11 protein-coding genes are annotated in these 13716 nt (G+C 43.4%); 4 read left to right on the forward strand and 7 right to left on the reverse strand.

What is annotated here, in order from left to right:
- Positions 1 to 926: 926 nt before the first annotated feature.
- The 4 genes from JMY00_RS09285 to JMY00_RS09300 all read right to left on the reverse strand — a co-directional run bounded on the left by JMY00_RS09285 (position 927) and on the right by JMY00_RS09300 (position 5568).
- Positions 927 to 2261: a basic amino acid/polyamine antiporter gene (locus JMY00_RS09285; protein WP_201579966.1), complete on the reverse strand. Its 1335-nt coding sequence runs from the start codon at positions 2259 to 2261 to the stop codon at positions 927 to 929.
- Between the two features lie 10 nt (positions 2262 to 2271).
- The gene (locus tag JMY00_RS09290; protein WP_240990721.1) at positions 2272 to 3213 is read right to left on the reverse strand and encodes a homocysteine S-methyltransferase family protein; all 942 of its coding nucleotides are present in this window, start codon (positions 3211 to 3213) and stop codon (positions 2272 to 2274) included.
- Positions 3214 to 3635: 422 nt separating this feature from the next.
- The gene (locus JMY00_RS09295; protein WP_201579968.1) at positions 3636 to 4763 is read right to left on the reverse strand and encodes a zinc-binding dehydrogenase; all 1128 of its coding nucleotides are present in this window, start codon (positions 4761 to 4763) and stop codon (positions 3636 to 3638) included.
- Positions 4764 to 4890: 127 nt separating this feature from the next.
- The gene (locus JMY00_RS09300) at positions 4891 to 5568 is read right to left on the reverse strand and encodes a glutathione S-transferase family protein (RefSeq protein ID WP_201579969.1); all 678 of its coding nucleotides are present in this window, start codon (positions 5566 to 5568) and stop codon (positions 4891 to 4893) included.
- A gap of 185 nt (positions 5569 to 5753) precedes the next feature.
- Here JMY00_RS09300 and JMY00_RS09305 point away from each other — a divergent pair, with 185 nt between their 5' ends.
- Positions 5754 to 6668 (forward strand): LysR family transcriptional regulator, encoded by a 915-nt coding sequence (locus tag JMY00_RS09305; protein ID WP_201579970.1) that lies wholly within the window; start codon positions 5754 to 5756, stop codon positions 6666 to 6668.
- A 208-nt stretch (positions 6669 to 6876) separates the two neighbouring features.
- Positions 6877 to 7632, forward strand: a complete 756-nt coding sequence (locus JMY00_RS09310) for a DUF2971 domain-containing protein (RefSeq protein ID WP_201579971.1) — start codon at positions 6877 to 6879, stop codon at positions 7630 to 7632.
- 269 nt (positions 7633 to 7901) lie between these two features.
- Here the strand turns inward: JMY00_RS09310 and cueR are convergent, their stop codons facing one another.
- Positions 7902 to 8294: a Cu(I)-responsive transcriptional regulator gene (gene cueR, locus JMY00_RS09315; RefSeq protein ID WP_201579972.1), complete on the reverse strand. Its 393-nt coding sequence runs from the start codon at positions 8292 to 8294 to the stop codon at positions 7902 to 7904.
- A gap of 147 nt (positions 8295 to 8441) precedes the next feature.
- Positions 8442 to 10904 (reverse strand): heavy metal translocating P-type ATPase, encoded by a 2463-nt coding sequence (locus tag JMY00_RS09320; protein ID WP_201579973.1) that lies wholly within the window; start codon positions 10902 to 10904, stop codon positions 8442 to 8444.
- A 423-nt stretch (positions 10905 to 11327) separates the two neighbouring features.
- On the opposite strand from JMY00_RS09320, the gene JMY00_RS09325 reads away from it, so the two are divergent.
- Positions 11328 to 12041, forward strand: coding sequence for a hypothetical protein (locus tag JMY00_RS09325; protein ID WP_201579974.1), 714 nt, complete (start codon positions 11328 to 11330; stop codon positions 12039 to 12041).
- Positions 12042 to 12128: 87 nt separating this feature from the next.
- Here JMY00_RS09325 and JMY00_RS09330 read toward each other — a convergent pair whose 3' ends face one another.
- Entirely contained in the window at positions 12129 to 13037 is a 909-nt protein-coding gene (locus tag JMY00_RS09330; protein WP_201579975.1) for a LysR family transcriptional regulator, read from the reverse strand.
- 161 nt (positions 13038 to 13198) lie between these two features.
- Between JMY00_RS09330 and JMY00_RS09335 the strand changes: the two genes are divergently transcribed.
- Complete coding sequence (locus JMY00_RS09335) at positions 13199 to 13645, forward strand: DoxX family protein (protein ID WP_201579976.1); 447 nt, start codon at positions 13199 to 13201, stop codon at positions 13643 to 13645.
- The last annotated feature ends 71 nt before the right edge of the window (positions 13646 to 13716 follow it).

Below are 13716 nucleotides of genomic sequence, written 5' to 3' on the forward strand. Positions count from 1 at the left end.
AACTATGGCTCACCATCTAATCAGCTGAAAACCTTGAGAAAATGGTGTGATATTTAATCCTTATCTACTACAGCCCCCCAAAATTAAGTAATGATTTAGCCGATAATTGTTTGTGATAAATTAACTGTGTAAGTTGTACGTAATGTGACATAAAAACTTAGTATTTTAATCACGTAAAAATAGGGCGTTTTTTGATTGAGAAGGGGGTAGGTAACTGTTTTTTATTTTTGAGTTAGGGTAGTTAGTAAAAGGATAAAACGAGGAAAGAAGACGAGGATAAAAAAGCAGGAAGGTCTGCATCATTATGCTGAAGCACGACTGTAGTAGGATAGAAAAACACGACTGAAATCGTAGTTAGTTTCAGAAGCTAACTACGTTAATAAGTTTGAGATTAGGTTATTTATGTTGATGCTTAGCTAGCCCTGACTAAATCAAGTCAGTGTTAAGCCAGTGCTAAATGAGTGACACACCAGCTCCAGACATCGTCGACAGTCGGTGTTGATAACGAATTCTTCTTGCGAACGAGATAATAGTCTGGAGCAAACGTTAGCGTTGATTCGCATAATAAATCAACTTTATCTATTCGGTCGCGGTCAAAATTAGATGGTTACCAGTACGCCAATGATTACCCTGAGATGATCGAATTAGAGTCTCGGCAATAAGATATATCTTTTTATAGGATTTTGAAGCGTTATTGACTAAGTTTTAGCTATGGCATAAAGACGACTATGTAGTGGCTTTCCCTACTCAATACTCAGTGCTTGAGATTTATGCAACTACCTGAATGATAACTCCTGATATGCCTTACAACTGAATAAACAAGTCCAAAAAGCCGTTGTTTTTTGGACTTGTTTTTATGTATCACAGTTATTTTAAAAATATACTAAAAACTATATCCGCTCCTTTGCTCAACGTAAAAACAATAATTAATATGTCTGTTTCGGCAGTGCTCTTGACTGATAGCGGCTGTAATAAAAAATCGCTAAGCCAGGTATATACAGCAGCAAGGACAACAGCAAGTTATCCACGCCAGCAGCATAAATTAGCCAGATACCATAGACACTCGCGCCCAGACCGATGGCTTTGATGCTCCAGCGTTCTAATTGTGCAAATGATACTTTGACCAGATACGCCCCGACTAAAAAGTAAGGAATCAAAATCATCGAGGTGGAGATAATCACCAAGGTGTTATAGCCTTTACCGGTCAAAAAGATCATCAGTAAGCACAACTGCACGGTCAAACTGGTTAGTAGTAATGATGCCGTTGGCGTGCCTTGTGCGTTTTGCTTGGTAAATATACGTGGAAACGCATTGTACTTCGCCGCGGTAAACGGCACTTCAGCCGAGTAGAGAATCCAGCTCAGGTAAGATGCTAATACCGAGATGATAAGACCAATACTGATAACCCATTTACCCACATCGCCCGTCATTTGCGCCATAATGCCAGCCATTGATGGGTTGCTAAGCGCTGCCACATCCACACGGCTCATGACCCCGAGAGAGAGCAGGGTAATGGCAACATATAGTACCAACGCAAACAATACACCGATGTAAGTGGCTCGGCCGATATCAGCGCGCCTCTTCGCACGTTGCGATAAGACAATCGCGCCCTCGATACCCGTAAATACCCATAGGGTGATCAGCATCGTTCCTTTGACCTGCTCCATAAATGGCACGTCTAACGTCGTACCTGCGCGGTCAGCATTAAAGGTCTGCATATCAAAGGCATAATAGGCAAACACGATAAAAGCAATGAGCGGTAAACTTTTTGCCAAGGTCGCCAGCAAGTTGATAAAGGCCGCTTGCTTAACGCCGCGCAGTACCAAATAATGCACTAGCCATAAAATGATAGACTCACCGACTAGCGCCCACAGCGTGTTGCCTTCACCAAAAACAATACTTGTTGGTGTATCAATAAAGCTACCCAGCGCGGCAAACGCCACGACCAAGTAGCCAACCACACCAATCGTCGCACATAGCCAGTAACCCCATGCTGAAAAGAAGCCTGCCAAATCGCCAAACCCTGTTTTGGCATAGGTATAAATGCCGCCATCCAGCTCAGGCTTTAAGCGTGATAAATGCAAAAAGCAGCCTGCGAGGAACAAAATACCCACGCCGGTGATGATCCATGCGGTAATGATGGCGTTCACGCCTGCCACTTCGGCCATGTTTTGCGGTAGGCTAAAAATACCCGCACCGACCATCGAGCTAAACACGATGGCAGTGAGCATGGTTAGCCCAATTTTTTGTCCATTTTGCATCGTGCGATCTCTATTTTGTTGAGGTGCCTGTCGTCAAAGTATCTGTTGTCAAAGTGCTTGTGAAATGCTGGCTCAATGCCTGAATATGCTCTGGGCCAATACCGCAGCAACCGCCAATCAGTGATGCGCCTTGGGTTTGCCATTTTTTTGCCCAAACCAAGTATGCAGGCGGGGTTAGGTCATCGCGCACTTCATCGAGGCCATCATTAGCGGTGGCGTCTTTTGGCTGTGGTGGAAAAGCGTTGGCATACGCGCCAAGTTTGATGTGCGTGGCATTCTTGTCTTGCAACACGCTTTGCGCTACATCAAGCGCTTGATCAATCACTTCTGGCTGACAGCAGTTAAATAAGATTGCTTCTACATTGATATCTGCCATTTTGGTAACGGCTTCTTTTACCGTCTCACCTGAGCGCAAACGCGGTACATCGAGATGCTCGCTGTCTTCTAGGGTGAATGAAACCCATAACGGCTTATTGTCAGCATCGAGCGTGTCCAGTAGCTCGCGAACAGCGACAGATTCAGCGATTAGGCTTTGGGTTTCTGCCAGCCAAAAATCCACATATTCGCTCAAACCTTTGATAAGTGGCGTGGCGATATCTTCCACGTGATCCGCGTCAAACAAATCGGCACGATATGAGCCAAATAGTGGCGGGATGGAACCTGCAATCTTAGTGTCGCGGCCTTCCATCTCGACTGCAGCGCGCGCCATCTCGCCTGCTGAGGTAGCCAACGCTTGCGCTTGATTGGCAAAACGCTCTTCGCCAATATGAAAGGGTACGAGCGCATAGCTGTTGGTGGTGATGACCGCTGCGCCGCTTTGGATAAAGGCGCGATGCACGTCACGGACGATCTCAGGCGCTTCTATCATTGCCAGCGCCGACCACTCAGGCTGACGAAATGGTGCGCCACGTTTGGCTAGCTCTCGACCCAAGCCGCCGTCAATAATTGTGATTGCGTCAATTGACATAATAAGTCCCTCTTTATAGTGAATAGGTACATCTACTAAGACTCTATAGTCAATTCTCTATAAAAGAGTGACAGCGTTAACCTCACTTGAAATATCACAGTTACATCTGCGCTTGGTTGCCTTGTCTCTCTTTCAAACTGAATCAGCTATATTTTGAGAAATAGAGTTATTTAAAGGGACGAAATACTAGGCGTAATAAGGAGTAGATGCAACCAAAAGTTTAGTAATAATGTTAATTGATTACTTTTGGCATCTGGTTGCCTTGTTCGAGTATAGGTATTGCATGGTTTTTCTGATGAGGTCTATACAAATTGTGAGTAAATACGAGGTGACGATGACTTTTAGTCAGACATAAAAAAGCAGACATCATAGATATCTGCTTTTTTTAACTGTTCTTTAACTTGCAATTAGACTTGAGGCTTGATCAAGTATTTCTCACCAGTCGCCTGTTTGCCATAAGCGGCGATTGATTTTAACTGTAGCGCTTCTTCTAGGGTCACTTCATGCGTATAGCTGCTCGCAAAGGTGGTGGTGATTTCTTCTGCCACGCGTTTGCGCATGGACTGAACCGTTTCACTACCAAGTTTGCCAAGTGCATTGAATAATAAGAAACCATTCACACCCCACGCAAAACCAAAGTTACGGTTTAAGGTGATTGGACCACGGTCTAAGGCGCCATAAATATAAGCTTGTTTAAAGGTATTTGAGCCATAGACGCTGTATTCTTCTACGTCACGAGTGATAGCGGCTTCCATACAGTTTAGAATATCGCTGGTGAGCTTACCGCCACCGATAGGGTCAAACGAAATCGTAGCGCCTGTTTCAGTAATTGCGGCGGTCAAATCAGCAAGGAACGTCTCACTGCTTGAGTTCACCACATATTTTGCGCCCATATCGCGCAATAGCTTTTCTTGCGAGTCTTTACGGACGATATTCACCAAATCAATACCGTCTGCCATACAGATACGGTTTAGCATTTGACCAAGGCTAGAAGCAGCTGCTGCATGTACGATGGCTTTGTGGCCTTCAGCGCGCATGGTTTCGACCATTGCCAGTGAGGTGAGCGGGTTTACAAAAGACGATGCGGCCTCGGTAGCTGTCGTGCCGTCTTGCATTTCTATGCAGCTTCTTACATTGACACAGTGGTATTGACGATATGTACCGCCACCAATCACTGCAACCATTTTGCCCATGAGTACTTGTGCGGCTTCTGATGAGCCTGCTGCGACGACTGTACCAGCGCCTTCGTTACCGACAGGCGTGTCTTTGTTTACCCGCGTTTTGAGTGATGGCATGAATTTCGCAGGCACATCAGCAGTAATGATCGGGCTGTCATCAGTGCCTGATTGTACAGCGGTTGACATATCAGCGGCGCTGAACATCACACCAAAGTCAGAAGGGTTCAATGGCATGGCTTCCATGCGAACGACAACTTCGTCAGCACCGGGTTGCGGCATCTCGATATCTTTTAAAGACAGGGTTAATTTGTTGTCATCACTGATGGTTGAAACCAGTTGTTTATTTTTATCGGTCATAAGATTTGCTCCTGCAAATAGTTAGATTTCTAGACCAATCCCTTTACGGCATTGGTCGTTCTTTAGGTTATTGAATTTTAGTAATTTTCTTAATGTGGCTCATTTTTAGTAGCCACATTGCCACAAGTTATTTAGCATTTGCGGCTTGGATTAGAGCCTTAACGTGTTGCATAAACTCAGGCATGTTTGCTTGACTGTCCGCCTGAACACTTTTTGCAATGTCGGTTTCACTCATGGCTTTGTTCCATTCTTTCATGCCGTCTACTTCTGCCAGTACATCCCACTCAAGCTGAGTCGCTCCAAAAGCGTTGACAATAGTGTTGACGTGATGCACATAGATGTCAGCCATGGTGAATTGCTCGCCTGCAATCCAAGGCGAAAATTGACATAAGCGATTCATAGCAATAATACCGCGGCCCAATACTTGACGTACTTCCTCTTTGACTGCGTTAGGTGCTTGAGTACCAGAAAATACGTATGGAATCAGTCGACGGCTTGGTAGCTCAAAATACAGCTCTGCTATTTTCATAATCTGACGTACAGTCGCGCGTTCTGCTGCATCGGTAGGATATAGCGGCTTTTCAGGATACGTTTCTTCAAGGAAGTCACAGATCACGCTCGACTCTGACAGATTAAAACCGTCAGGCATGGTGATCGCAGGTACTTTACCCACTGGACTAACAGTTAGTAGATCATCACTACCAGCGTACAAAAGATCCTCTTGAAATGGGATACCCTTATATAAAAGAGCGTGTTTTACTATATTGTAATAGTTGCTTGCAGCAAAGCCGTGCAAAGTAATCATAAGTCCATTTCCATTATTAGAGTAAAAGTTGTAGTTTTTAATTTAAACACATTATTACTGGTTTTAATGTGGTTATATATAAAGGAAAACGTGAATCACTATTGCTTTTTAAGCAACAATAAGACCAAAATACTTAAAAGCAGCAATCAATCAATGATCAACTAGCGATGAGATGGAGAGGTTAATTGGATCAGTTACGGGCAATACGCTATTTCAGCAAAGTCGTAGAAACAGGCAGTTTTACTAAGGCGGCAAGTGCATTTAATGTGCCGCCATCCTCACTATCTAGACGAGTGTCTGATTTAGAAAAGAGCTTGGGCGCGACACTATTAAAGCGCTCGACCCGAATCGTTAAATTGACCGAAGTAGGGCAGGTCTATTATGACGATATGCAGCAAGTATTGGATCAGCTCGAACAAAGCAAAGAAACAGTACGCAGTTATCAAACGACGCCAATGGGGCGGTTGCGCATCAGCTCTATGGTGGGTTTTGGTGAAAAAATACTGCTACCACTGCTGGATGAATTTGGTGAGTTGTATCCAGAGATTGTGCTAGATGTAAGTCTCAGTGATGAATTATCCGCATTGGGACGTGACGATGTCGACATTGCGATTCGCGGTGGTTATGCACCAAATGAGCGATTGCTTGCCATTAGGCTCATGGACAATGGGTTTATACCGGTTGCGTCGCCCAGTTATTTAGAGATGCATGGCGAACCTAGTCATGTGATGGAATTAAAGGAACATAAAGGCCTGTATTTTAAAGCGCCAAACGGGCCAACGCCTTGGCTCTGCTATGTGGCCGATCAGTGGCATGATGTCTCAGGGCCAGCAGTGGCAATTTCAAACAATGGACTATGGCTAGCAAAAAAGGCTTGTGATGGTGAAGGGGTTTTGATGTCCACTCGCTGGGCACTACCCTCATATCTTGAGTCAGGCGCATTGCAAGAGATTAAATTTGAGCATCCATTAGCAATCACGCAGCACGCTGATATGGCCGTATATCTGCTGTATCAAAAGCAGCGCTATCTAGTGCCTAAGGTAAAAGCCGCCGTCGATTTCTTGGTTGAGAGGATAAAAGTAGGAAGTGTAGATAAATAGCCTAAGCAATATTTTGTGATTGACTTATAGTAAATAAATATTCTGCTAACCTAATTTGTGTAGACTAGCGTTAGGATGATCAAGTGCCTAAAGAGGATGATGGTAGTCTTGATGCATCGAGCAAGTAACGACTTAGTCTAACAAGCGATAATGCAACATAAACAGCAGATTGCATAAATAGTAAAATGCTAACACTTAAGGATAAATTATGCCTCTGTATAAGTATTTGACAGTTGAAAATACGTTGAGAGTTTTAGAAGGCTCTGTAAGATTTACTCAACCAGGGGCTTTTAATGACCCATTTGAAATGGTGCCGGAATTATATATACCAGAAGATTTTGAACCTAAAGAGATATCTATTAGCTTTGATATCCTTGCTCCAAGAAGGCAGCCGAGTGTTGGTGAGTTGAAGGTTGACTTTGAGTCTGACCATTGTAATGACATAAATTCTAGAAATATTTTAAGTTCGTTGAATCAGTCCATTGGCATTTTGTGCTTATCTAAAAATGAGTCGTCTCTATTAATGTGGTCTCACTATGCTGGTGAGTACTCTGGAGCTGTTATTGAGTTTGATGAAGAGCACGAATTTTTCAAAGGCTTATTTGATATAGATTATCGAGAGTGTAGACCGAAGAAGGACATCAGTTCTTATGTAAGTGGTGAATCACCAATTCCGATAGCCGAACTTTGTGTAAAGCCCAAGGACTGGGAGTATGAAAAAGAATATAGAATTGTTAGAAATCTATCGGATTGTAAGAAAGTTCGTGAATATAATGGTTTTCCTGTATATGTAATGGACGTTCCCTTAGATGCGATAAAGTCTATTACCTTCGGTGAAAGGATGCCTGTAGCAGCTCAAAGAGAAGTGTGGCATAAAATCAAGAATACGAATATCTCATTAAGTCTTGCTGCTATTGCAAACTGGGGATACGAGTTTAGAAAGGAACCTATTAAATATAATTAGCCTGTTTCTGAAATGAATCCTTTAATAAGCCCAAGGACAGCCCATATATTTACCGAGCTTCAAAATGAGTTTGGTGAAATAGCTCGTTGGATAATTAAAGAGCATAAATTGAGCGATGTTGCTAATCACACACTGTAAAGTGTTTGCAAGCACAAGCAGGCGGAAGATTTACTTGCTAGCACTCCGTAGTTTTAACTAGTGATTTAATTCGTTTATTGGACTAATCGTAACGCTTTAGGCCCTACATATATATAAATAACGCATTTACTTTATTGACCCTGTCCTAGATCCTCTAAGATAGCGCAGTCTGCATTATCATCGCCTGCGCAATGATCAAAAGAATTCTGTAGCGAGTCGACCATCTCCTGCAATTGCGCAATTTTTTGATTTAACGTTTCGATATGCTCTTGTGTCAGTTGCTTAACATCTGCACTCTGACGATTGGCATTTTTACGCAGATACAGTAACTCTTTCATTTGCTTGGATGAGAATCCCAAGTCGCGAGAATGTCTTAAAAAGCATAAGTCGTCTATATCGTCTTCAGAATACAAACGATAACCTGAGTTCGAGCGATTTACGGTTTCTAGCAAGCCAATCTGCTCATAGTAGCGAATCATTTTGGTAGAGATACCTGATTGCTTTGATGCTTGACCAATATTCATATTTATCCTCCTAGGGCGTATCCTCAATTCAATAGATAGTCATCTAACTGGGCTAAAAATGGACTTAAATAACCTGTGTATTTAAACCCTATATGGATATCCTTTACGATTCTATATTTACTCTGTAGCGGTTTAGTAGTTCGCTGACTATGCTTTAAAATACTTGAGGCGTAACGCATTACCTAAGACAAAAACAGATGACAGCGCCATGGCGGCTGCCGCAAAAATGGGTGAGAGCAGGATACCAAATGCGGGATACAAGACACCTGCGGCAATCGGAATCAAAGCAACATTGTAAATAAATGCCCAAGCCAGATTTTGTCTGATATTACTGATAGTTGCTTTACTCAAGGCAATTGCAGTAGGTACGCCTTGCAGACTTCCTGACATTAGCACCACTTCAGCTGCCTCAATCGCCACGTCTGTGCCTGTACCAATGGCCAATCCAACATCGGATTGAGCCAATGCAGGGGCATCATTGATACCGTCACCAACAAATGCCACTCGGCCATATTGCTCTTGCAACTGGCGTATTGCATCTACTTTGCCTTCGGGTAATACTTCTGCTACTACCTGATCGATATTCAATTGTGTGGCAATCGCTTGGGCAGTATGGCGATTATCACCTGTAATCATGGCCACTTTTAAGCCCAACTTATGTAGTGCGGCGATGGCGGCATGAGTCGTCTCTTTAATAGGATCTGCAACGGCGATGATAGCAGCCAACTGTTGGTCAATAGATACATAGAGTGGGGTTTTACCTTCTTGCCCCAAACGTAGCGCGTCTTGTTCAAAAAGTGCAACATCAAGCCCCAATTGTTGCATATAACGATCTGCGCCAATATGAATCACTTGGCCTGCCACGTTTGCTTGAATACCCAAACCTGTCATCGCCTCAAAGTCAGTGATAGGCAGCAGTTGAATGTTCTGTTGTTCTGCGGCTTGTACAATGGCTAAGGCGATTGGATGCTCAGACTTTGCTTCAACCGATGCCACCACACGTAAGACCTGTTCTTTCTTAAACCCTTGTTGGACTTGGAAATCCGTTAAGGTAGGTTTGCCTTCAGTCAATGTGCCTGTTTTATCAACGGCAACTACGCTCACATCCTGAAGCATTTGTAGCGCTTCACCTTTACGGAATAGCACACCCAATTCTGCACCACGACCCGTACCGACCATAATAGAAGTGGGAGTGGCCAATCCCATTGCACAAGGGCAGGCCACAATGAGCACGGCAACCGCATTGATTAAGCCAAAGGTTAAGGCAGGGTCAGGACCAAAAATCAACCAGACAATAAAGGTCAATGCTGATAAAAACATCACTGCTGGTACAAACCACATGGTGACTTTATCCACCAATGCTTGAATCGGTAATTTAGAGCCTTGGGCTTGTTCTACCATACGAATGATTTGTGCCAAAACAGAATCTTCACCGATGGCCGTTGCTCGAATATTCACGGTGCCATTTTGATTGATAGTACCGCCGACCACTTGATCGCCTGCTTGTTTTTTCACAGGGACAGGTTCACCAGTAATCATAGATTCATCAATATAACTGTGACCGTCAACGACTTCGCCATCGATAGGCACACGCTCGCCTGGACGAATCTCAACTATCATTTGTGCGGTGACGTTTTCTACAGGGACTTCAATGACTTTGCCATCTTGGTGTACACGAGCGGTCTTTGCCTGCATGCCCACTAAATGCTGAATGGCCTCAGAAGTACGACCTTTAGCCTTTGCTTCAAAATAACGTCCTAATAAAATCAAGCTCACAATCATGGCAGCGGCTTCGTAGTAGACGTGCACCGTGCCTTCAGGTAACGCTTGCGGGATAAAGGTCGCTATGAGGGAAAAGCCATACGCTGCGATAGTACCAATCGCCACTAGCGAATTCATATCTGGCGCAAAACGCAATAAGGCTGGCACGCCTTTTTGATAAAAGCGTTGGCCTGGAAAGAGTAGTACCAACGTGGTCAAGACAAACTGTATCAGCCAACTTTGCTGAGTGCCGAGGTTATTCACTACCCACATATGAAAGGCGGGAATCATATGCGAACCCATTGCTAAAATGAATACGGGCATTGACAACAGCGCAGAAAATCCCAAATCTCGTTTAAGCTGATTTTGCTCCGTGGCTTTCTTATCTTGTCGATCACTTTGGTCTTGTTCTACCAGTTTGGCCTCGTAGCCCGCTTTTTTAACGGCCTCAATTAAGTCACTCGTTTTTATTTGAGCGTCGGCTTTAATCCAAGCGCGTTCAGTCGCAAGGTTTACTGTGGCTTGTTGCACGCCAGCGACTTTGGCCAAGGATTTTTCTACTCGTCCAACGCAAGAGGCACAGCTCATGCCTTCTATGGATAGCTCGATAGGCTTGGTTTCAGTCACCTTATAGCCTGCACGCTCTACCGCTTTGTTTAACTGGGCAACATCTAAAGGCTGCGATGAATAAACAGTCGCCTGTTCAGTGGCAAGGTTTACCTCAGCTTTTTCAACGTGCTCAATATTTTTTAACTGCTTTTCGATACGCCCAACACAAGACGCGCAACTCATGCCTTCAATGCTCAGCACTTCATGATAAGTAGGGGCTTTAGTGTTTTTTGTTTTCATAACAACCTCTGTCGTTTTTGATTCTGTTTTTAATCGTATTTTTAATTCTATAGTGACAGCATATAGGTTGACATCATGGTAAGGTCAAGCGTATTTCTTTGAATACTTTTAAACTCATTTATAGTAGCGCCTTATATTTATCGTTAAGTTCAAAATAGCTCGATTATGGTTTATTGTTGAAGGTGTGGCTGTATTAATTCTAAAATAGGGCAGGATAAATGGCTGATAATAAGATAAACTGCCCAGCGAGCGCTGATAGGGTTCGATAACTCTCGATCAATTCACTGTATTTGGCTGCTAGCGAATAAAGTACCAATAATAAACACGGCTAGCAATGACAGAGTACGCCGTCAACAGCAGGTGATATCAGCACCGTTAACACAAAATATTTATACAAGACCATTGATATTAAGGCACATCACTATGGAAGAAGTACCAAATACGATAGAACAAAGACCCGTATTCATGCCCAAAGTCAACAGTGACAATTTGGTAAAAACGGATATGGTTATGTTTGAGCGACATGTGGGATTTGCGACCAGACAAAAGAAAAAATCCATCAATGACTTACAACAAGTCATTCGCAAAAAGTATGGATTTAAGCAAGTGTTAGAGCTGTCTAGCAAATCTGGTAATAAGCTAAGTTTTCCGCTAAGCCCTTTCAGCTTACAGATTACGGATGAGCATGATGGCAATCCATATAGTGTCGAAAATGCTTTTCAAGCCAGTATGGTTTTTGAAGATGGTGGTCCTTATCTTGATTTGCTGACAGTAGCGCCAAGACAAGCCCGCAAAGATGAGCGATTGATGACCTCAGGCGAGCTCATTGGTTATAATTATTTTGGTATGGAGTGGGGCGTAGAACCGTTAACGACATTTTATGATTGGCTGTACGTGAATGCGCTCAAGCAAAACCCTCAGCTGCATGAGGAAGTGATTCAATATCAGGGATTTACTGATATTACTTTTAATCCTAAAAAATCCATCCATAGTGCAGCGTATGCGTTGGCGCTGTTTGTGGCACTGCATAAACGAGAGTTGCTCGATAATGTTGAAGACCCAATGGCATTCTATGACTTATGCAATAATTTTAAAATCAGCAATACTGAGCACCTACTAGAAGAAGGTTGGATCTGATCGTCAAATCAGCTTGCTTAAATTTGCTTGAGCCGAAAGTCACGATACATTATGTATCGTGGCTTTTTTATGTCTCTATGTTTAAAGCTATATATTCTCATCCCAATACGGCGGCGTGCCATAGTAGTTGGTCATAAAATCGATGAAGCATCTGACTTTGTGAGGTAGTAGTTTTCTATGGGCATAGACGGCATACAATCCCAAAGGGTCAGGTTCATATTCGGGCAGTACTATGTCCAACTTGCCAGTACTTAATGCTTCGCTAGCAATGAAAGTCGGCTGTAATATCAATCCTCCGCCTGCAATAGCTGCTTCAACGAGTACGTCGCCATTATTACTATGGAAAACGCTACGTTCTTTGAATTGTTTGGTTTTCAGGTATTTGTAGATCTGACCCTTAGTTTCGACATTCATATAGCTATAATGCAAATAGCGATGCGATTCTAAATCCTCAAGTTGCTTAGGTGTGCCATGAGCTTTGAGGTACTCGGGCGAGGCGCATAATACCACGCGAATCGGAGCAATCTGCTTGGCGATAAGCGATGAGCTTTGGAGCTGTCCGATACGCAGGGCAATATCAAAGCCTTCTTCAACGATATCTACTTTTCGATCACTCAACTGCAGATCAACGGTAACTGACGGATAGCGCTCCTGAAAATCAGTGATGAGTTTTGCCATATGCTTTAAGGCAAAGGAGACGGGCGCACTGATGCGCAGGACGCCTTTGGGATGCTGCTGTAAGCCGCCTAACTGCGATGCCATCTCATCAATACTCAATAAAATCTGCTGCGCGTGCGTAAAGTATTGACTGCCAGCTTCTGTCAGGCTGACTTTGCGTGTAGTACGGTTGAGCAGGCGAGTATGTAGTTCCTCCTCTAGCTTTGCTACATACTTGCTTACTAGCTGCGGCGAGAGCTGCATCGTAATAGCCGCTTTACTAAAGCTACCTTCTGTCACTACCGCGACGAAAGCGCGCATGGCATCGATTCTATCCATATCTGTCCTTATAACTCTCTCGATATCAAACCCACTATAAACAGTATGTTGATAATTATTCAATATAACTGAGCTTACTCTTTTATAGCGTTGATAGTAAAGTGTGCCTATATCATTTTCGACACTATTTATTCTAATCATACGTTATGGAGTAAGCATCAATGAAATCATCACTATTAAATACTATTTTGACATCAAAAGCTGGAGTGGCGGCTTTAGTGCTTCGGGTACCCGTTGGCTTAATTTTAGCAGCACATGGCGCCCAGAAGCTATTTGGTTGGTTCGGTGGTAATGGGCTAGCAGGTACGGCTCAATGGTTAAGCAGTATGGGTATGGAGCCTGGCTACTTAATGGCAATACTAGCAGGCGGTGCTGAATTCTTCGGTGGTCTAGCTCTGGTATTAGGTCTGCTAACCAGACCGGCCGCTTTAGCCGCAGCTTTTACCATGTTGGTGGCTATTTTTTCTGTCCATATCAGTAATGGGCTGTTCGCTGATAATGGTGGTTATGAATACGCGCTAACATTGATGGTGGCTTCGCTTGCTCTAGCCATCCAAGGTGGCGGTTCCTTCAGTATGGATAAGGTATTGTCAGAAAAATTAGGATAGGTTTTATAGTTGTAAATAGCTTTATTCAATTTTACTGAATAAAGCTATTTAATAAGAGCCATTTAAGAAAA

The organism is Psychrobacter sp. Pi2-52, assembly GCF_904846705.1.
Lineage (GTDB): Bacteria > Pseudomonadota > Gammaproteobacteria > Pseudomonadales > Moraxellaceae > Psychrobacter.